Genomic DNA, 21,243 nt, shown 5'->3' on the forward strand with positions numbered 1-21,243 from the left:
TGCGGGGCTTTTTTTGTCACTTATTTCTCATTCGAGTTTGAATCTAACGGCTATTTTTCTTCGAAACGCTTCGCCAGTTGGTAGAACTCATTGACTTGTTCTTTTAGCTCTGTGGAGTGGTCTTTCACAGAATGCGTTGCCACTAAGTTTTGTTCTGCGGTCGAGGCGATGGACTGCATATGCAGGTTGACTTCACTCGACAGCTCACGTTGCTTATGAGCAGAACTTTCAACAGACTGCATGAGTTCATTCATGGATTGCATTAGGTTTTCGACTTCCGACAAGCGCTCTGCACTCACCTTCGCAACATCACCACACGCGTCCGTTTGCTCTCGGTTCGCCAGAATATCTTTCTGCCACCCTTCAATCGTCGTTAGCATTGTATCGATGCTCTCTTTGATCTGAACCGTAGCCTTTGAGGTTCGACCCGACAACGCACGCACTTCGTCTGCAACGACAGCAAAGCCTCGTCCTTGCTCACCCGCTCTCGCCGCTTCAATCGCAGCGTTAAGGGCCAACAAGTTGGTTTGTTCGGCGATTCCACCAATCTCTTCCATTATCTTACTTACGCTCTGCGCTTGGTCGCTCAGTTGGTAAGTCGTTTGAGTCGCCTTTTCGGCCTGAGAAGCTAGGCTCTCTAAGTTTTGATGAGTTTGATTAATACTCTCTTTAGCGCCAGCACAGGTTTGCAAAGTCACATCGACAATCTGGTGCGCTTCTTCTGTACGAGAAGAGACCTCATTGGCGGTGACTTCAACCTCTTCAGTCGCCTCTCGTACTTGAAGAATGTCTTTTGTTTGTTGATCTAAGGCTTCTGATACTTCAAATGACGTGGCATTCAGGTTGTCAGCCAAATCTTGTAACGGCTTGGCAGAGTCTGTCATACGACCTAATACGGTGCGGATTCGTGCAGACAATAACTTTAAGTGAAAATCGGCCACAGAGAACTGACTATTACCTGAATAGACAAGGCGACTGACACTATCGAATTTCGATTGCAGCTTTTTCAACTGCAGTGGAGTATCTATCAACTCTTGTCGGAAAAGCAGAACTAATGCTGAAACAGGAAGTAGGCTCAACAACCATTGGGATACTTGCCCAACTTCGATAAGATTTGAAACCAGAGGCGCAGCCAAAGAACCTAACAACACGGCGTAACGAACACTGTCACTGATCTTTAAGGACCATTGACGACCCGACTTTTCAGCCTTCAAGAGGCCTTGGTAAGCCTTGTCTGCAACTTGTATCCATTCATTCTTTGGCTTAACACGAACAGATTGGTAGCCACTCACCTTACCATTGTCGTAAATCGGAGTTACGTAAGCATCGACCCAATAAAACCCACCGGATTTGGTTTTGTTTTTTACGATGCCACGCCACGCTTTACCTTGCTTTAGGTTAACCCACATATCAGCAAAAGCGGCTTTCGGCATATCGTTATGCCTTACAATATTGTGGTGTTGCCCTAGCAATTCTTGTTGGCTATATTCCGCTATACGACAAAAAGCATCATTACTGTACGTAATCACGCCTTTTAAGTCAGTGGTAGAGACAAGTTGTTCGTTTTCGCTGAGAAGCGTTTCACGAGATTGAGTAGATGAGCTGACAGTCATTATATTAACTTAGGTTAATTATTATTTTAGGCGAGGAATATATACAATTATTAAAGTTATGACAAAATGTGAACGTCACATTTTGTGTAAATGCCTGCTATTTATACAAATATTAGCTAAGTACCTCACAAAGCTAATAACTTCACATATCTTCTCAAGCTAACAGTCATGACTCATCTAAGTTTACTGCAGTGGTAAATTTCACGGTTCTCATTGAGACAGAGGTATGGAATTTGCGAATATTCAGATCTTTGCGCAGTACTCGCTCCACAAAGTCTTCGTAAGCTTGAATGTCTTTGAGGCTTTGTTGCGTAATTAAATTTAGAGATAGAGCCAACCCGTTTCGCTTGTTTCTTAGTCAATACGACAAGTTTCAGGCATACCTAACCCAGTAAGCTTGTTCAACGCTTTTATCATCGCGTAAGTTTCACCCACCTGGGCATTGTAATTTCTTAAGCTCAGTTTCCCTCCTAGCAACTGTTTAACTCGATACATCGCTGTTTCTGAGAGTGAACGTTTGTGGTATCCATACCGCTCTTTCCAATACTTATTTGAGTCGTATAATTTCTGGCAACCCACGGCGAAATTTCGAGGGTGACCACGCTCCCAGAAGGCAGCCCCTTCTCTTGGGGGAATAAGCGCAATAGCTCCCTTAATCTTAATAGCAGCGTGACACGCTCTCGTGTCGTAAGCGCCATCACCAGACACCTCAAGGATACTTCGGCGTGTTTGTTTCAGTAAGTTCGGGAGTACTTCTCCATCTGTAACCGTCGATAAACTTAGCTCGGCGGCAATGATCTCATGAGTGTTGGTATCGACTGCAATATGCAGCTTTCGCCAGACTCTACGCTTGCCATCCGTCCCATGTTTTTTGACTTTCCATTCACCTTCGCCATAAACCTTAAGGCCAGTAGCATCAATGGCTAGGTGCTGTATCGCTCCTCTCGTTTTAGTCTTAAATGAAACCTCAACTTGCTTGGCTCTACGACTGATGCAGGTGTAATGCGGACAACTTAACGGTACATGGGCTAACCTAAATATCGAGTCGATAAATCCTTGCAGCGCTCTCAATGGCATAGAAAAAACTCGTTTGACCATGAGTGCTGTCGTGATAGCTAAATCACTGAACCGACGCGGCCTACCGCGCTTATTCTGTTTGCTTTGCGCCCATCCGCTTATTGCTTCTTCATCAATCCAAAAAGTCAGAGAACCACGGTTAATGAGTGATCGGTTGTATTGCTTCCAGTTGGTTGTTTTATAACGAGGCTTAGGCATAGGACTACGAGATAGAGTGGAGGTAGCTGATCAGATCGTAGGTTCTTGATTTAGTTCCATTGAATTACGCAACAAAGCCTGTCTTTGACCGTCACAATCAGCATGAAATCAAAGCTGCCTGATATCTGATAGCACTGCGTGACCTCTTCTGCCTTTGAAATAGAATGGCGAAATATTTGATAAATATCCCCTCGGTCACGCTCCATTTCCACGGACACAACCAAAGTCATCTTACTGCCGGTCAGTTCTGGATTAATGATGGACACATCACCGACTATCACGCCCTCTTCTCTCAGCCGTTTCACTCGCTTTAAGCAAGCAGGCGGTGACAACCCGACCAACTCAGCCAATGTCTGATTAGGGATTCTGTTGTTCTTTTGCAGTTCAACCAGAATGCTTCTATCTATACGGTCAATCATCATAATTTCTTAAACCAATACATTTATGACTTATAATTTTCAATACTACGATAATTAAAAAATCTATCGCAACTTTAAAGGTCAATTTAGAAATCTGAATCACAACAATCACGGTAAGATCTTCTCATACCAAACAATCGAACCATGGTCGTAACTATGAAATCAACCTATCAATTTTTTAAAGAACTCCTTAGAGAGATTTTCGATGTCACCTCGACTCTTTTCCGAATCATGATTCCAATTATCATCGTGATAAAGGTCATTGAAGAGCTCGGCGGCATCGTGATTCTTAGCGAATGGCTGAGCCCAATAATGGAAAGCGTCGGCTTACCGAAAGAAATGGGCTTGGTATGGGCAACCACCATACTCACTAACATCTATGCGGGGCTGATTATCCTCATCAATTCCGACGCTCCCTTAACGGTTGCTCAAGCCTCGGTTTTAGGCAGCATGATGCTACTAGCACATTCATTGCCGATTGAGGGGGCGATAGCCAAAAAAGCAGGCGTGAGCTGGTTGGCTACCCTGTCGGTGCGAGTAGGTGGTAGCTTGATGCTGGCTTGGCTACTTAACCTCAGTTATCAATATGGGGATTTGCTCAATTACCCAGTAACCGTACTTTGGCAGCCTGAAGTATCAGGAGACACAAGCTATTTAGGTTGGGCTATTGAACAGCTCAAGAGTTTTGCCGTTATCTTCATGGTGATTTCAGCGTTATTACTGCTACTCAAGGTTTTAAAGATTCTCGGCATTGAAAAGCTCATGGCAATATTGTTAAGACCGTTCTTGAGACTGCTAGGAATCAGCAAGGACGCAACCAACTTAACGATCATCGGAATCACGCTTGGTCTTTCGTTTGGCGGTGGCTTATTGATCAACGAAGCCAAGAAAGGACATATCTCTGCGAGGGATGTATTCACCGCGATCATGCTGCTCAACTTGCTCCACAGTTTGATTGAAGATACGTTGTTGATCATGCTCATTGGGGCTGACTTCTACACCATATTTTGGGGAAGGTTAGTATTCTCAGTGCTGGTTATCGCTTTAATATCCAACGTCATTAAACGCATGAATCCAAGCACTTGTGAACGTTACTTTTATCGCGATGTCTCTCAGTCATAAGTAAAAATACCAACGAGACTAAAAGGAAAAGAGCTCAAACACGGGCTCTTTTTGCTACTTGGCGCTCCTATCACCGCCGCTATTGTTAAATTTCACGTCATTGAAACATTGAAAGTTACTCGAAATACCCTAATTATTGATATTTCGAGTGAAAATAATTTGAGCATGTGTATTTACTAATGACTCAGTTATTACATGCGTACTTTAAAACACCGATAATAAAAAATTATCTTATTATTTAGAAGCCAACTCCTTGTATAAAGCGCCCTCCAGAATTATAACCGCGCTCTAATCAATGTTATTAAATATCCAAACTATCAGCTATTCATTCAACAAAACCCATTAAATAACTGACAATAGAATAAATAACATTCCTTATTTTATATTAACTCTAAATGTTGAAACCGGAACGAATAATTAATTGTAATAATTATCCATTTGATTGGTTAATTTTATAAATATATTTTGTTACATAATCAAAACTGATGGCTCTTATGACTATGTTCCTTATAACAGCGCCTCTTACAACCGAGGCTCGTACAACTAGGACTCTTACAAAAACACCCAGAAAAACAATGGCTTTAATGGTTCTAATTCTTTCCTCACTGTCACAGGCTTCCACTATTGAGAACGACGAACTATTGCTGAAGTCATTGATTAAACGAGGTGTTATCTGTTCAGGCTTAACCTATGAGGAAAATCAAGAAGCTTTGCGTATCTATCTCAACGCTAAAAAATTGAAGAGCACTCCGTTTGATTCAAAAAATAGAAAAGAGACAACCAATACAAAAGAGATAGAAGGTAAAAAACATACAACAAACACACGTCAGTTAAATAAGACACCACAAGAGTGTATTAGGCCAAACTCGGACAACAGATCCGAATAAGGCAAGTTGATACTGATATCGACATGGAAATATGAAAAGGAAATATAATGAAAATGATGAGAAAAACATTGTTGGCTTCAGCAATGCTTACTCTATTTAGCGTCAGTGGTTATGCAAAAACACCTATTGATTTAGGCGTAGTTAATGAAGACAAACTCATTGAAATGCTAGTTAGACAAGGCTTAGTCGACCAAGATGCAACCGATGTGGCAAAGCAGGATGCACTTGACCGTTACTTGAAAAATAAAATCAATTCTGGTTTTAAAGGCGATGCTCAATTCGGTAAAAAAGCACTTGAGCAACGCGCGAAAATACTCAAAGCCATAGAAAAAGGGGCTGGTGTTAAAAAAGCGAGTGTCTTTGCTTTAGAAGTCGGCACCAAGCGTACCGACAAAGTACTCGCTCTGTTGGTCGATTTCCCTGATTTGAACTGGGATGACAACAAGCTGACCGAAGAGCACACGCAGATGCTCTACGAGAGCTACAACCCTGAACATTATCAAGAGTTGTTGTTCTCAAATTCTGGCTACACGGGGCCCAACGGCGAGAACCTAATCTCGATGCGCCAATATTACCAAAGCGAATCAGGTGACAGTTACAGCGTTGCAGGTCAAGCTGCGGGTTGGTATCGCGCCTCTAAGCCTGCGTCATTCTATGGTGGTAACTCCCCTACCACCGACAACGACTTAAACGCACAAGAACTGGTTCGTGAAGCGCTGAATCAACTGGCTCAAGACCCGAGTATCAACCTTGCCGATTACGACATCGAAGATCGTTACGATTACGACGGTGACGGAAATTTCCGCGAACCCGATGGTGTGATTGATCACCTGATGGTGTTTCATGCATCGGTAGGCGAAGAAGCCGGTGGTGGCGTGTTAGGCCCTGATGCGATTTGGTCTCACCGATTCAACCTTGGTCGCACTCATGTACTGGAAGGTACTTCTAGCTCGCTTCCAGATCGATTTGGTGGCCAATACGCGGCGTTCGATTACACCATTCAACCGATTGATGCGGCTGCTGGTGTTTGTGCCCACGAATATGGCCATGATTTAGGCTTACCAGACGAGTACGACACGCAATACACAGGCAAAGGCGAACCTGTATCTTACTGGTCAATCATGTCTTCGGGCAGTTGGCTGGTCAAATTGGTGGTACACAACCAACGGCATTCAGCTCTTGGGCAAAACACTTCCTACAGAAATCGATTGGCGGCCGTTGGGTTAACGATGATCAGATCTCGATTGATGACCTAGAAGACAACCCACAAGTTTATACGCTGTTCCAAACAACGGATAACAGCCGTCCGAACATGATTAAGGTCGATCTTCCTGAAAAGCAGATTGAAAGCCTGAAACCCTTTGAGGGCGAGTATTCGTTCCACTCTCAAAAAGGCGATGATCTGAAAAACAGTATGACTCGCAAGTTGGTGATCCCAGCGGGCGGTTCTGCTTCGCTTTCGTTCAAAACTTGGTATGAGATTGAAAAAGACTACGACTTTGCTCGCGTGCTAATCAACGGACAAGCCATTGCTGGCAACATTACCTCAATGGACGACCCATACAATACTGGCCTCGTTCCTGCTATTGGCGGCGAGTCTGGCGGATGGATAGATGCTGAGTTCGACGTTTCACAATGGGAAGGCCAAGAAGTTGAGCTGTCTTTTGAATACATCACCGATGGCGGCTTAGCAATGGAAGGCTTCTATTTGGATAACCTCAGTGTGGTCGTTGATGGTGAAGTGACTCCAATAGACGATGCTGAAAGTAACTCCACCTTCGCCCTAAATGGCTACAAGCTGAGTAATGGATTCCATCAAGCGCAGCACTACTATCTATTGCAATGGCGCAGCCACATGGATGTTGATGAAGGCCTAACGAACATCAAACGCATGGGACAACTGATGTCATTCGACCCAGGCTTGATCATTTGGTACGTCGACGAATCACTAACTGACAACTGGGTAGGTAAACACCCTGGTGAAGGTTGGTTAGGCGTGGTCGATGCAGACCAAAATGCCATGGTGTGGGCAAACTCTGGTGAAGTAGCTCAAACACGCTACCAAGTTCGAGACGCAGCGTTTTCACTCAAAGATCATACTCCAATGCGTCTTGTAAACAGCGACAATGATGTACTCGAAGATACCAGTTTGGTTGGCAATGCTAGCTTCTCGGATGACCAAGATTACACATCGCCTCAAGCACCAGATTCAGGACGCATCCTGACGGAGTTTGGTTTAGCGGTCGATATTGTGAATCAAAGTGATAACAACGAATACGGCGTGGTTCGCTTATCTAAAGTAAGCCAACACAACGTCGCTCCTACTGCGAACTTCGAGCTGAATGTGACTGGCCTGAATGTTTCTGTAAACAACTTCAGCTCAGACCAAGACGGTGAGATCACCCGTTACCTATGGGACTTTGGGAACGGCACAACAAGTAACGAAGTAGCACCAACTTGGTCTTACGAGCAAGCGGGTGAATACGCGGTGAACTTGACTGTTGTCGACGACAAAGGCGCTACCGATTCATTTAGCTCTGTGGTGAGTATTGAATCTCCAAACGCCCTTCCAGAAGCGAGCGCGAAATACATTCACTTGGGCCGCTGGGTAACCATGTGGTCTACAAGTTCAGACAGCGATGGTCGTATTGTTGATACCGAGTGGACACTTCCAAACGGAAAGATCAAACGAGGTCGCACATTCACTTCAATCTTCCCTTCATACGGAAAGCACGAGGTGACACTGAAGATCATCGATGACCAAGGCGGAATTACCACTAAAACGATTTTGGTCGACCTGTAAATCATCGCAGGCTCTGTCATGCGTATTTACAACACAAGCTTAAGTACTGTTGTCAAAGGATATAAGCCACGACAGCAGTTTTAAGAAAACGTTATTATTTAAGCCGTAAGCAAAAGCCCTACCTTATTGGTAGGGCTTTTTATTTGTCTGTGCTTGGTAGCATCATTAGCACTGTAGAGAGATTACCGTAGCAATACGTTTAATTTTCAGCGGTTCAACTGGTCCTTAAACCGGTTGTTTTTGAATGTGTGATTTACGTGCGCTGAACGCGAACAATAAGATAACAGCCAACACGAATGGTAATACATAGATATTGAGGTTCTGCCATCCAGCTGTCGATTCTAACCAACCAGAGAGCATGGCGGTAATCGTCACACATCCAAAGACAACAAACTCATTAAACGCTTGTGCCTTGGCTTTATTCTGCGATTGGTAAGACTGACTAAACAAACCCGTTGCCGCGATAAACATGAAGTTCCAACCGACCCCCAGCACGACTAAAGCCGCTCTGAAGTGCCAAATGGATTCGCCATGAATGTTAATCGCAATACAGACAACGAACAGCACCCCGCCAGCTAAGATCATCATTCTTGAGCCAAACTTCTCGATAAGCGAACCAGTAAAGAATGCAGGAACAAACATCCCCAACACATGCCACTCAATCACACCCGCCGCTTTAGTAAAGTCAAAGCCACAACCAATCATTGCCAATGGCGTTGCTGTCATCAGGATATTCATCACCGCATAAGCGACCATGGCAGCAAACACGGCACCAATAAAGTTAGGCGCTTTCACTATCACACTGAGAGGATCGGATTTAGGCGCCTGACTATTAAAAGAGACTTTTGGGAATTGAATGGTTTGTAAGATGAGTAACGCAAGAATGTTCAATCCAATCAAAGAAGCAAAAGCACCAATGTACAAGCCATCTTGCGACCACTGTTGAGACATAATCGCCAAGTTTGGCCCCAATACCGCAGCTAGAACGCCACCAGCCATAGAGATAGATATCGCTCGATGACGGGCATTTTCATCACACACCTCGATTGCAGCAAAACGATAAAGCGTGCCAAAACCTATGCCTATCCCAAGTAAGAACGTGGCGAAACAAAACAGATAGAAATTTTGCTGAGACAGTGCGTAGGTTGCAAGACTAGCTCCTGTAATGCCAACCACATTACCAATGCTAAATCCTCGCTTTCTCCCTAACTTGCCTGAAATTAGAGACGCAGGAATAGTGGCTGCCATTAAACCCAAAAACTGCAGTGCAACCGGCAAGGTAATCATGCTGACACTGGGCGCAATCTGCTTACCGATCAAACCAATCACAGAGATCAGTAATATGTTACCCGTCATCAACAGGGCCTGACACAGTGAGAGCAGCCAAACATTTCTATTCATCTTCGTTCCTAAATATGAGCACAGTTGGTCAATAGACCAAAAATTCAACAAAGTCGCAACACTTTGTTACTCATAGCAACTCTACAAAGCGGCCAATAGACCAATATAAAGTGTTACCACCATATGACTTTGATTAGCGTTACTTAAGACGCTAGAGTTGAAATTATCATTACTTAAGATAATAATAATTTTCTGTTATTTATTGGCTTTGTTGTTTACAGGCTTTAGCATTTGAAGGTGAGTATGATTAATCCACTTTGGCTCAATACGTTTAAGACTCTGGTTGAAGTTGGACATTTCACCCAAACGGCAGAAAAGTTGTACATGACACAACCAGGAGTCAGCCAACACATCAAGAAGCTTGAACAAGCTTGTAATTGTGACCTGCTCTCTCGAGAAAATAAGAGCTTCGAGCTGACCGAACAGGGTCGGATTATGTATCGCTATGCGCTCAAACTAGAGAAAGACCAAGAAGATCTTTTTGAGTCTCTGAGTTTTGATAACCCTTATGCTGGGCAATGTCACTTGTCTTGCTCTGGCTCACTCTCTTTGCGTCTGTATCCCAAGCTTCTTGAACTTCAACAGCAACACCAAGATCTGAGCATTAACTTAGAAGCCGCTCCAAACAAAAAGATATTGAATGACCTAATCGAAGGCACTACCGATATCGGCATTGTTAGGCATTCCCCGAACGACAGTTACTACCAAAGCCAAGTCATCGGCAAAGAAGCACTGTGTCTTATTGTCCATCACAGCCTTGCTGATTTAGAGATAACGCCGCAAGTATTGAACGACATTGGCCTTATTGCCCACCCAGATTCCGCACACTATCTGTCTTTATATTTCGACCTATGCGGAGATAAAGACTTAGCGAACATCAACGTTAATGAGATACCAAGATCTGGCTACATCAATCAGCTTCACCAGATCTTGCTACCCGTATCAAAAGGGTTAGGTTTTACCGTGTTACCGGCTGGCGCGGTTGAACACTTCCCAGATAGAGACAAGCTACACGTTGTGCCGCCAAAGGTAGAAGTTGAGGAAACGCTGTATTTGGTTCAAAAACGAAACCGAAAACTGCCGCACCGATACGATACGGTTGTTGAGCTAATCAAACAGAACGTGAGTGGTTAGTTCGGTATAAATAGATTTAAAGCCTTTAGCTAGCGCGTTATTTCGCTGTAAGAGCTAAAGGCTTTAATGTTGAAGTGATATTTATAAAAGACAGCTAATCAGAAGAGCCTAGCCCCTCTTTGGCTCGTTCAAAGTCGTAATTATCTAACGCACTTCGAACATCTTTGAGAACAGCGGAATGTGGATACTGTGCCAGTAACTCAGTCACATATTGAGTTGCATCGTTATCATAAGCATCCAGCAGTGATAGCAACTGAGCATGCTGTTCTGACGTGATACTCGGTGAGTCAGAGGTATCAGCAATACTCACACCGGCTACTTCAGTACTTGTCGTATTGAATCCCTCAACACCAGACACGTCAAAGCTGATCTCAACTGCTTTAATCAGTTCGATTAACCCATGTTCGCCTTGCTTAAGATCCTCTTCATCACACGCCTTGTTATGAGCTTTGCTTTCTAAATCACTGAGTAACTCTGCCAATCGCAATCCACCAATCGCAGCTGCCATGCTTTTTAAGGTATGTAGATGACGCTCTAACGTCTCCCATTCACCTTGTACTAAATTATCGAAAGCTTCCGACATCATGTCTGGCGATCCTTGGCAGAACCTATCAAGCATTTTGGCTTGCAGCTGCACATCATGATAAGTCAGTTGCTCAAACCTCGACTGAGAGAAAACAGGCGGTTCTATGTGAGTATCGGAGTGTAATTCCGCACTCTCAACAGAATCACCTGTCTGGATCGCACCTGAAGACGTGTCTGATGGCGCTCGACCTTCAACTAATACCTCAGGAACAATGTATCGAGTAATCAAAGACATCGCTTTATCAATAACAATTGGCTTATCCAAGAAGTCCGTGACGCCCGACGCCCTCGCTCGTTGTTTCGCATCAGCAAAAACATTGGCCGACATTGCAATAATCGGTACATCTGTATTGAATTCACGAATCAAACGAGTAGCTTCAAAGCCGTCCATAACAGGCATTTGAAGATCCATGAAGATTATTTCGTAGTCGTTGTTTTTAGCTAGCTCCAGCGCTTCCTTTCCGTTTTCAGCAAGATCGGCATTTAATTTGGAACGACTGAAAAATGCTAAGGCGAGATCTTGGTTCAGCTCATTGTCTTCAACCAATAGCACCCTTTGGCCTTTGAACTCTATCTGATAATCCAACTGCAACTCTTGGGCTTTGAAGTCGGCTAACGCATCCGAGCTTGATCGTGGCAATGTCAGCACAAAGGAGAACTCACTGCCTTGCCCGTAAACACTTTCCACCGTAATTTGACTGCCCATCGCATGCACTAATTTCTGGCTAATGTTGAGCCCAAGCCCTGTACCGCCAAACCGACGTGTCGTTGTGGTATCCGCTTGGCTAAAGGCTTCAAACAGCTTGTGACGGTTCTCATCCGAGATGCCTATCCCGGTATCCATAACACTCACCTTCATGGTTAGGCTGCTATCGTTCGAGTCAACATGCTCCACACTTAACGCTACGCTGCCTTTTTCCGTAAACTTAATCGCGTTGCCCACAAGGTTGAGTATGACTTGGAACAACCTCAATGGATCGCCTTGCAATGGCGTGTCTAATTCTGGGTCGATGACCATCGACAAATTGAGCTGCTTTTCAGCCGCTTTCGACTCCATCAACTCAATCACATCTTTAAAGGTCGTTACGGGATCAAACGGGACGTTATCAATAACAAGTTGCCCTGCTTCTATCTTTGAAAAATCAAGGATGTCATTGATGATACCGAGTAACGAATGGCCAGAACGGTGCACTTTCTCGATGTAATTTCGAGCGACAGGATTCGATATTTCGCCAATCGCCAGATAGGACAAGCCAATAATGGCGTTCATTGGGGTTCTTATCTCATGGCTCATATTGGCTAAGAATTCCGATTTAGCTTGGCTCGCCAAATCGGCTCTCTGTTTCTCTTCTTCCAATTGTTCGTTAAGGCGCTTCATTTCAGATATATCGAATGCCCAAAATAGTGTGGCGACTTCACCATCAATCTCAAAAAGATAGTAACTGACCAAAGCAACAAATCGGGTTCCATCAGACTTTCTGAGTACCAACTCCCTATTTTCAACTTTACCGTTAAGGTTGAGCTCTTTATGCACGCCGTCACGAACGCTCAGCGAGTCATGGATAGCAGCGACGTCGATAGAAGACAACGCCTGATTTTCCACGCCAAACAAACGTTTCGCCGTATCGTTCGCGTAACGAACCTCTTCTTCAAATACCACGCTAGCTGCAATTGGAGAGCTATTTAGCATGTTGTAGAGTTGGTTCTGCGCCTTTTCCAGAGCTTCGGTCGCTTCCTTAGCAATACTGATCTGCTTAGTTAATTTACGATTCCAGAAAATAATAAGAAGAAGGATCACCAGAGAAAAAACCGAAATGGTGTAAACCAATTGATAATCAACTCTTTCTATCGCTTTGGGTGCCGCCCACTTTGCTGAGATCTTCTGGTGCTCTTCAGCCGAGATACTGCCTATCGCTTTGTTCACAATAGACAACAACAAAGGTTCAGACTTGATGACATGCAGAGTTGGCGACAGGAAGAAATCTAATCGGCCGATAATGCCAATCCCTCGATAGCCAAATGAGTCGATTAGGTAAGTTAGGACGTCAACGGTATCAATCATCGCATCAAACTCACCCGACTCGACGAGCTCTAAGCCGTCATTAGTCGAGGACACCATCGCCCAGTTGATCTCAGGGTAACTATCCATGATAGCTCCTGTGTTGGCTCCACCCTCTAAAATACCTATTTTCCATCCAGCAGCTTCTTCTAAGACAAGGCTATTCACATCTCGTCTTGAGGCAATGGCCAAGCGACTAGAAAATAACGGTTTACCCGCCTTCACACTCTCGCTAAGTGAACGATTCTCGACAGCGGCCGAGACAAGGTGCACTTTTCTATGGTCAACGAGACGTCGAGTCTCCTGCCAACTGCCGACGTCAACATGTTCCAAGCGTAAACCTGTTTTCTGTTCGATCAGCTGTAGGTAATCATCGATCATGCCGATGTATTCCCCTTTGCTCGATACGGCCTCATAAGGCAAAGAGTTAGGATCAATACCGATTTTCAATACTGGATGAGATTTTATCCACTGACGTTCATTTTGGCTAAGATTAAGAAGTTCACCGGCTAAACTGTTTGATTGATAAATATCTGAAATATAACGCTTTGCGCCATCTCCGAATGAATTAAACTGCTCAATGGCTGGGAAATAAACATAGCTCCCTTCCACGGAATCCACATCGAAATAGAACGTCATAAACCCAGCATTGGTGCTGCCCGTCTGCGTTTTATAGCCAGCGCCTTTCGTCACGGATGACAATTTAGAGGTATTTTTCTTGTCCAATGATGACGTTGATACATCTCCTAGGAACCAAGATTCAAGCGGTCGCTTATTATTATCAGCCAGTGCAGAAATCACCGTGAAGGTATTATCTGCGTCAAATATGTCAAAAATCTTAGGCAATTCGTCAAAGCGATCATTGACGATAAAGTACGCTGAGATTTGAGCAATAATATCGGCCTTCTTCAGAACCGGAGTCAGGTCGTTCTTAATTTGTCGTCTAAGAATCGGTTCAAATTCCCCGTCTTCCCTTTTCAGGTTTGCCAATGCGGCATTGAAACGGTCTCTTAATTCCGCCCCCCTGAAATCCACGTAGATGGGATAACTGACTTTATAATCTTCATGGAGCTGAATCTCGCGCATTTCAATAAACCGGGTATTGGTGACAAACCAGGTTAATACGCGCCTTTCTACCATCAGGAGATCAACATTTTGAGCTCTCAGCTGGGAAAATGCCGACTCTAAACTGTCGAGATCATCTATCCGATCAATGCTCAATTGGCTTTCCAAGACTTCTACAGAGTTTTTAATCGGCGATGTTTCATCGAACAGCAAAGCACCCAATGACAAATTTTTTGCCGACTTCAAATCCAGCTTACGCCTCTTTAATGACACTGGCACAAAATCAACATCCATCACCTTGTCACTGACAAAGTGCAATGAAGAGTCATCCAGTTGAACGCCAGAAACAAACGATATTGAGCTATTGCTATCAATGGCTTGACGAGCCGCACTACGAGGCAAGGTGACAACGTCACCCAATCGGTACCCCATATCGTTCAAAGCCCTTTGCATAATGTCATGCTCTAAGCCGACAGAAGTACTGTCTGGGTACATGTAAGGCGGGTTGCCGAATCCAAATACACCTTTAATGGGAGAGCGATAAGGTGAGTCATCTAACCATTTAGATAAAATACGGTTCTTTTTACCGATATCAAACGTTGCAATCTGTTGATTCAACAAGTTAAGCAACTCATTGTCGTTTGAACGAATAACCATGGCTGCTTTGATACTCTTCCAGCGATCAAGTACATGGTTGACCGCTAAATTCTCTACTCCGCTTTTATGAGCAAGATCCATGGTGGTTACAGGTTCAGCCAGTAAGCCATCAACCGACCCATCTTCTAATGCACGAATAGCATCAATGGCCGTATCGAACTCAACTCTCTCAATCGAACTAAGCTGCACGCCAGATCGCTCAAGGTCGATGCTTTCACGAACCATGGCAATTCGTCTCTTGGCCTCTTGCTCAATTTTATTGTTGAGGTGGTCATCGGTAGGAAGAATGACGGCAATTTGGTACGAGATATAAGGATCGGTTTGAAGGAAACGACCTCCTTCGCTGGGATCAAACTGTTGAAAAGGAAACACATCGCCTTTCCCGTCTAACAAAGCTTGCTTTGCTTCAGCGTGAGAATCTACGCTGATGAAGTTGGTTTTTACGTTGAAACGCTCTTCAAGGTCGTAAGCCCAATCTCGAATAATCCCGTCGACTTTTCCGTCATCACCGATAAATGAGTAAGGATAATGACTGGATAGTGCAACAAACGTGATTTCACGATCAGGATCTTGCCATAGGTTTGGTTGCTGATCCGGAGCAGCCTCAGCGTTAACGCTAGCGGCACGAACAGCGAAGAAAACAAACAAAATTATGGCGATGAAATAACGCTTACCCCACATCTGCCAGAGGTCACTCATCTTTGAACTTCTCTTTAATCTCTAAAATCTCAGGCAATTTAATGAAAAACAGATCCACGATAGTCGGGTCAAAATGCTTACCTTTCTGCTCAGTGATTAAGGCCAAAGCATCTTCGACACTCCAAGCTTTTTTATAAGGGCGTTCTGCCGTCAATGCATCAAACACATCAGCCACAGCAGCGATTCTACCAACCAATGGGATGTCTTCCCCTGCCACTTGACTCGGGTAACCGGAACCGTCCCATTTCTCATGGTGATACTGCGCCACTTGAATTGCCATGCGCATCAGTTTTGAATCACTTTGCTGGCCTAAAATCTCCACACCATACTCGACGTGTTTCTGCATGATCGCCCACTCTTCCGCATCGAGTTTTCCGGGCTTAAGTAACACGTTGTCAGGGATACCTATTTTACCAATATCGTGCATTGGCGCCGCGTCACGGAGCGTTTCGGCATCTTCGTCAGTCATACCTAGCGCCTTGCCCAACACCTCACAGTAGTGGCTCATGCGCTTAACGTGCATACCCGTTTCGTTGTCTTTAAATTCCGCTGCTCGACCTAAGATATTGAGGGTCTCAAGTTTACCTAGATTGATCTCGACGGTTTTGTCTTTCACTTGATGGAACAGTGCTCGTTGTTGGTCATACAACGCGATGTGGGTTTTGACACGCTGGAGCGCGATTTCAGGCGTGATAGGTTTCGTTAGGTAATCGACAGCACCTAAAGATAATCCTTTCACTTCGGCTTCTGGACCAATCTTAGCGGTCACGAAAATGATAGGAATATGAGCCGTATTCGGCTGAGCTTTAAGTTGGCGGCATACCTCGTAACCATCAATGTCAGGCATCATGATATCAAGGAGGATAAGGTCTGGCTGCGGCACCATCTTCGCAATCTTGATACCAATGGTGCCGTTAATCGCTACTTTCACTTGATAAGTATCTTTGAGTATTGCCGTTAACACATCCAAGTTACTTGGGGTGTCATCCACGACTAACACTATGGGTTTCCGACTCATTGATACCTCGTATACAAATCAAACAGTTATAACCATAGTGTAGATGGGTTTTCGCACCTCTCAATATCAAAATGACAAATGTTTGTTAAAAATGAAGGATAGATCTTCGAGTGACATCAAATTAACACCTTGAATGGGTAAGATGTCAAAAACTCGACGGGAATTAGCTTATAAAACAATGAACTACATACGCATCTATTATCACATCACCTAAACACCCCCGAAGAAAATAACTATTGCGGCCTACTGTTAGTCGCTCTTTCACCAGCAAGACCTGAAGTGAATAATCAATCGTTGAACATGATGACAGCTCGCCGAACTGGATCTCATGAACAGATGCAAAAATGACTATCCAGTGGCCTGGTTCACATCAAATTCAATCTGTTTCACTTCGTAAAGAACAACGGAATTAGCCCCGATTCTGTGAAGTTTTCTTATCAGAATAAATCCATTCAGATAAACCTTTTCTATTTATATCGATTTAAAAATCACTTTAATAAAAGTGAAATATTCAGTTCATAACCTCCCCTTCGACAACTTAATAAGTCTAGTCATATTTTACTGAGCTTGAATAATCACAATGTTTTACTTGAACACTAAAACCCTTTATTCAAACACCGACATTATTCGAATGAATAATAGATTAACTGGAGATATACCGTGAAATTGATTAAATCTACACTATTGTCGTCTTTATTGGTTGCGGCAACTTTCAACGTTTCTGCAAACACGACGATCAATGGTGCAGGTGCCACCTTCCCTCATCCAATCTACGCAAAGTGGGCTGAGCAATACCAACAAGCAACTGGTATTCAAATCAACTACCAAGCGATTGGTTCGGGCGGCGGCATTCGTCAAATCACAGCTAAAACCGTTGATTTCGGTGCAACAGATGCACCACTAACAATTGATGAACTCAACAAGGAAGAGATGATTCAGTTCCCAATGGTGATGGGCGCAATCGTACCGGTTGTAAACATCCCTGGCATTGAAGCAGGTGAAATGAAGCTAACAGGTGAGCTGCTTGCAGATATCTACCTAGGCAAAATTGACAATTGGAATAATGAGCAAATCGTTGCATTAAACAGCGACCTTACTATTCCTTCTCAACCGATTTATGTTGTCCACCGTTCAGATGGTTCTGGCACAACTTTCAACTTTACTGAGTACCTTGCTCAAGTAAACGATGATTGGAAAAACCAAGTTGGTGTTGGTAAAGACATCACTTGGCCACGTCAGGCAACAACCATCGGCGGTAATGGTAATGCTGGTGTAGCTAACTTCGTGAGCCGCACTCGTGGCGCGATCGGCTACGTAGAGTACGCATTCGCGAAGCAAAATGACCTAACTCATACGCAAATGGACAGTGCAGAAGGTAAATTCTTGCAGCCAACGATGGAGACGTTCCAATCGGCAGCAGCAAATGGTGACTGGGCAAGCGCTCCTGGCTACCACCTTCTACTGAACAACCAACCAGGTGCTGACTCTTGGCCAATGACGGCGGCAACTTTTATCTTGATGCATAAAGATCAAAAAGACGCGGCCAAAGCTCAAGAGATCATTAACTTCTTCAATTGGAGTTATGAGAATGGCGCTGATGCCGCTGAAGAGTTGGATTACATTCCAATGCCTAAAGCGGTCACTAAGATGGTAAATGACACTTGGTCACAAGAGCTAACTACCGATGGCAAAGCCATTCTTAATTAATCGATGAATTCGTTCATTGAAACTAATATCAACTTTTAATTGAGACCCAATACCGCTAGTTGTGATTTTTATTGAATATATCTTCTTTGGAATAGCTTCTTTAGAAGAGCTTCTTTTGAATAGCCACTAGCGGTATTTATCTTACCTATGAATAAAACAATGACTATTAAAAGATTAGATGGTGATTCAATTTTTGAAAAATTGAGTTTCACTTCTTCTATTCTTATTTTTATTGCACTAACTGGCATTATCATTTCTTTAATTGATGGCGGTTGGAAAGCATTTTCTGAATTTGGCCCTGGCTTTGTTTTCAACAATGTCTGGGATCCGATTAATAGTAACTTCGGTGCAGTCTCTGCTATTTACGGCACACTGGTTACTTCCTTCATCGCAATATGTATAGCGGTTCCAGTTGCCTTAGGCACTGCAATCTTTTTAGCAGAATTAGCACCCAAGTGGATCAGCAGCCCCGTGAGCAAGGCTATTGAACTACTCGCAGCAATTCCGAGCATCATTTACGGCATGTGGGGCTTGTTTGTCTTCGCACCTTGGTTCTCTGAAGGCTTCCAGATGTGGGCTCTAACCAACTTATCTGGCATCCCGATTCTTGGTACTTGGTTCAGCGGCCCGCCAATCGGTATCGGCCTACTGAGTGCAGGCATCATCTTGTCGTTTATGATCTTACCTATCATGACGGCGCTAACCCGTGATGCACTTCGTTCAATACCAGATGTTTTACGTGAAGCCGCATACGGTGTCGGTGCTACGCCATTCGAAGTCATCACTAAAGTGTTGCTTCCTAAAGTAAAAAGCGCAGTAGCAAGCGCAGGTATCTTAGGTTTAGGACGTGCATTGGGTGAAACCATGGCGGTGGCATTTGTTATTGGTGGTGCAAACCGTATTGAAACTTCACTGTTTATGCCTGCAAGTTCTATTTCATCTACGATTGCTCAGCAATTTAATGAAGCGACAAATGAAGTTCACATCTCTTCGCTAATCGCGCTAGGTCTTGTGTTATTTGCGATCACTTTCATTGTTATGGGCGCTGCCCGTTTCCTTTTGAAAAGAGGTAGAGCATGAATCTAAGAAAGTTTAAAAATGGCCTATTCTATGCGTTCTGCATTGCTGCAACCGCAACGGGTCTTATCGTACTCTCGAGCATTCTTTACACCCTAATCGGAGAAGGCATCAAGGGGCTGAAATGGAGCCTGTTTACTGAACTTACTCCAGCGCCGGGCAGCGAAGGCGGCCTGAAAAATGCGATTTATGGCAGCTTGATTCTAACTGGTATGGGCATCGCGATTGCAGCTCCGCTTGGTGTGTTGGCTGGTACTTGGCTATCTGAAGCACCTAAAGAGAACAAAACAGCTGAAACACTACGCTTTCTTAACGGTATGTTAGTGAGCGCACCTTCTATTTTGGTTGGCTTGTTCATCTACGCGGTGATTGTGGTTCCAATGGGTTCTTACTCAGCATGGGCTGGAGCAATCGCGTTAGCTATTCTGGCTTTGCCTGTGATCATCTCTTCAACAGAAGAAATGTTAAGACTGGTGCCACCAACGCTAAAAGAGGCTGGTAGTGGTTTGGGCGCTCCAAAATGGCGTGTGATTACTAAGCTTAGCTACCGCGCTGCAGGCCCAGGCATTGTAACGGCTATCTTGTTGTCGGTTGCTCGAATCTCAGGTGAGACGGCTCCCCTGCTATTCACAGCATTAAACAGCAGCTTCATGACTACAGACATGGGTGCGCCAATGGCGAACCTACCAGTGACCATTTATCAATTTGCGATGAGTCCTTATTCATCGTGGCAAGAATTAGCGTGGGCAGGTGCCCTACTGATTACTTCATTCATTCTATTTATCAACATCCTAGCGACAAGCTTGCCTAAATACCTGAAAGCGAGAAAAGCATAATGACTGCAATGACTAACTCATTAGTAAACGACAACTCTTTCTCAAAAGGTCTTGATACCCTGTCTACTGAGGCAACCAATGACCAAGCAATGACTTGTCGCATGCAAATTGAAGACCTGAGCTTCTTCTACAATAAGAATCTGCCAGCGTCGTTAAAGAACATCACCATGCCGATTTACAACAACAAGGTGACGGCACTGATCGGCCCTTCGGGTTGTGGTAAATCAACGCTATTGAGAACCATGAATCGCATCTACGATTTGTACCGCACTCAATATGCAGAAGGAGATATCCTGCTTGATGACGAAAGTATTCTGGGTTCGATTGACCTCAATGAACTTCGCTCAAAAGTCGGCATGGTTTTCCAAAAGCCTACCCCGTTCCCAATGTCTATCTACGAGAACATGGCCTTTGGTCTGAAACTTAAAGGTGGCTTTAGTAAGGATGAAATCGATACTCAAATCGAGAAAGCACTTAAACGTGCACACCTATGGGAAGAAGTGAAAGACAAGATGAACGCGGATGCTATGGGCTTGTCAGGTGGACAACAGCAGCGCTTGTGTATCGCACGTACTATCGCTTTGCAACCTGAGGTGATCCTAATGGATGAACCGACGTCTGCACTCGACCCGATTGCGACTGCTGCGATTGAGGAGCTGATTACCGAGCTTCGTGAGAAGTACACCATCGTTATCGTGACTCACAACATGCAGCAAGCGATGCGTATTTCTGACCACACCGGCTTTATGTATCTTGGCGAATTAATCGAGTTTGGTGAAACCGAGCAGATATTCAAAGCGCCAAAGCATGACCGTACTCAACGCTATATTTCTGGTGATTTCGGTTAACTGAGTCTTCAGCAACTAAAATGCACTCGCAAAAGAAC

At 44.2% G+C, this 21,243-nt stretch carries 12 protein-coding genes and 2 pseudogenes; 8 read left to right on the top strand and 6 right to left on the bottom strand.

Going from position 1 to position 21,243, the window contains the following annotated elements:
- Positions 1 to 50: 50 nt before the first annotated feature.
- The 3 genes and pseudogenes from OCV20_RS20835 to OCV20_RS20850 form a co-directional block, all read right to left on the bottom strand.
- The gene (locus tag OCV20_RS20835) at positions 51 to 1,613 is read right to left on the bottom strand and encodes a methyl-accepting chemotaxis protein (RefSeq protein ID WP_086774783.1); all 1,563 of its coding nucleotides are present in this window, start codon (positions 1,611 to 1,613) and stop codon (positions 51 to 53) included.
- 354 nt (positions 1,614 to 1,967) lie between these two features.
- Positions 1,968 to 2,888 (bottom strand): IS5 family transposase, encoded by a 921-nt coding sequence (locus OCV20_RS20845; protein WP_086773621.1) that lies wholly within the window; start codon positions 2,886 to 2,888, stop codon positions 1,968 to 1,970.
- Between the two features lie 80 nt (positions 2,889 to 2,968).
- Positions 2,969 to 3,310: pseudogene (locus OCV20_RS20850) on the bottom strand (Lrp/AsnC family transcriptional regulator); the annotation flags it as partial.
- A 153-nt stretch (positions 3,311 to 3,463) separates the two neighbouring features.
- Between OCV20_RS20850 and OCV20_RS20855 the strand changes: the two are divergent.
- From OCV20_RS20855 to OCV20_RS20865, 3 genes and pseudogenes are all read left to right on the top strand, one after another.
- Positions 3,464 to 4,429 carry a hypothetical protein gene (locus OCV20_RS20855; protein WP_086775745.1) on the top strand — a complete coding sequence of 322 codons (966 nt, stop codon included), beginning with the start codon at positions 3,464 to 3,466 and terminating at the stop codon, positions 4,427 to 4,429.
- Positions 4,430 to 5,004: 575 nt separating this feature from the next.
- The gene (locus tag OCV20_RS20860) at positions 5,005 to 5,316 is read left to right on the top strand and encodes a hypothetical protein (protein ID WP_086775749.1); all 312 of its coding nucleotides are present in this window, start codon (positions 5,005 to 5,007) and stop codon (positions 5,314 to 5,316) included.
- 47 nt (positions 5,317 to 5,363) lie between these two features.
- A pseudogene (locus tag OCV20_RS20865) lies at positions 5,364 to 8,119 on the top strand (immune inhibitor A domain-containing protein).
- A gap of 225 nt (positions 8,120 to 8,344) precedes the next feature.
- Here OCV20_RS20865 and OCV20_RS20870 read toward each other — a convergent pair.
- Positions 8,345 to 9,520, bottom strand: a complete 1,176-nt coding sequence (locus OCV20_RS20870) for an MFS transporter (protein WP_048610925.1) — start codon at positions 9,518 to 9,520, stop codon at positions 8,345 to 8,347.
- A gap of 243 nt (positions 9,521 to 9,763) precedes the next feature.
- Between OCV20_RS20870 and OCV20_RS20875 the strand changes: the two genes are divergently transcribed.
- Positions 9,764 to 10,654 (top strand): LysR family transcriptional regulator, encoded by an 891-nt coding sequence (locus tag OCV20_RS20875; RefSeq protein ID WP_086775744.1) that lies wholly within the window; start codon positions 9,764 to 9,766, stop codon positions 10,652 to 10,654.
- Between the two features lie 94 nt (positions 10,655 to 10,748).
- Here the strand turns inward: OCV20_RS20875 and OCV20_RS20880 are convergent, their stop codons facing one another.
- Together OCV20_RS20880 and OCV20_RS20885 are read right to left on the bottom strand one after the other, a co-directional pair.
- Positions 10,749 to 15,719: an ATP-binding protein gene (locus tag OCV20_RS20880; RefSeq protein ID WP_086775743.1), complete on the bottom strand. Its 4,971-nt coding sequence runs from the start codon at positions 15,717 to 15,719 to the stop codon at positions 10,749 to 10,751.
- A complete protein-coding gene (locus OCV20_RS20885; protein WP_048610920.1) occupies positions 15,712 to 16,737 on the bottom strand; it encodes an HD-GYP domain-containing protein in 1,026 nt (341 codons plus the stop codon). The genes OCV20_RS20880 and OCV20_RS20885 overlap by 8 nt, the downstream gene beginning before the upstream one ends.
- 660 nt (positions 16,738 to 17,397) lie before the next feature.
- Between OCV20_RS20885 and pstS the strand changes: the two genes are divergently transcribed.
- The 4 genes from pstS to pstB all read left to right on the top strand — a co-directional run bounded on the left by pstS (position 17,398) and on the right by pstB (position 21,205).
- On the top strand, positions 17,398 to 18,444 hold the full coding sequence (pstS, locus tag OCV20_RS20890) for a phosphate ABC transporter substrate-binding protein PstS (protein WP_048606161.1): 1,047 nt from the start codon (positions 17,398 to 17,400) through the stop codon (positions 18,442 to 18,444).
- A gap of 159 nt (positions 18,445 to 18,603) precedes the next feature.
- Entirely contained in the window at positions 18,604 to 19,524 is a 921-nt protein-coding gene (gene pstC, locus OCV20_RS20895) for a phosphate ABC transporter permease subunit PstC (RefSeq protein ID WP_202910156.1), read from the top strand.
- On the top strand, positions 19,521 to 20,357 hold the full coding sequence (gene pstA / locus OCV20_RS20900; protein WP_048606157.1) for a phosphate ABC transporter permease PstA: 837 nt from the start codon (positions 19,521 to 19,523) through the stop codon (positions 20,355 to 20,357). Before pstC ends, pstA begins: the two co-directional genes overlap by 4 nt.
- The gene (pstB, locus tag OCV20_RS20905) at positions 20,357 to 21,205 is read left to right on the top strand and encodes a phosphate ABC transporter ATP-binding protein PstB (protein ID WP_048606155.1); all 849 of its coding nucleotides are present in this window, start codon (positions 20,357 to 20,359) and stop codon (positions 21,203 to 21,205) included. Before pstA ends, pstB begins: the two co-directional genes overlap by 1 nt.
- Positions 21,206 to 21,243: the final 38 nt, after the last annotated feature.

The sequence above is a fragment of the Vibrio coralliirubri genome (assembly GCF_024347375.1).
In the GTDB taxonomy this organism is placed as follows: domain Bacteria; phylum Pseudomonadota; class Gammaproteobacteria; order Enterobacterales; family Vibrionaceae; genus Vibrio; species Vibrio coralliirubri.

Coding starts and splice junctions, on each gene's coding strand:
- OCV20_RS20835 (WP_086774783.1), bottom strand. CDS start 1,613: ATGACTGTCAGCTCATCTACTCAATCTCGTGAAACGCTTCTCAGCGAA.
- OCV20_RS20845 (WP_086773621.1), bottom strand. CDS start 2,888: ATGCCTAAGCCTCGTTATAAAACAACCAACTGGAAGCAATACAACCGA.
- OCV20_RS20855 (WP_086775745.1), top strand. CDS start 3,464: ATGAAATCAACCTATCAATTTTTTAAAGAACTCCTTAGAGAGATTTTC.
- OCV20_RS20860 (WP_086775749.1), top strand. CDS start 5,005: ATGGCTTTAATGGTTCTAATTCTTTCCTCACTGTCACAGGCTTCCACT.
- OCV20_RS20870 (WP_048610925.1), bottom strand. CDS start 9,520: ATGAATAGAAATGTTTGGCTGCTCTCACTGTGTCAGGCCCTGTTGATG.
- OCV20_RS20875 (WP_086775744.1), top strand. CDS start 9,764: ATGATTAATCCACTTTGGCTCAATACGTTTAAGACTCTGGTTGAAGTT.
- OCV20_RS20880 (WP_086775743.1), bottom strand. CDS start 15,719: ATGAGTGACCTCTGGCAGATGTGGGGTAAGCGTTATTTCATCGCCATA.
- OCV20_RS20885 (WP_048610920.1), bottom strand. CDS start 16,737: ATGAGTCGGAAACCCATAGTGTTAGTCGTGGATGACACCCCAAGTAAC.
- pstC (WP_202910156.1), top strand. CDS start 18,604: ATGACTATTAAAAGATTAGATGGTGATTCAATTTTTGAAAAATTGAGT.
- pstA (WP_048606157.1), top strand. CDS start 19,521: ATGAATCTAAGAAAGTTTAAAAATGGCCTATTCTATGCGTTCTGCATT.
- pstB (WP_048606155.1), top strand. CDS start 20,357: ATGACTGCAATGACTAACTCATTAGTAAACGACAACTCTTTCTCAAAA.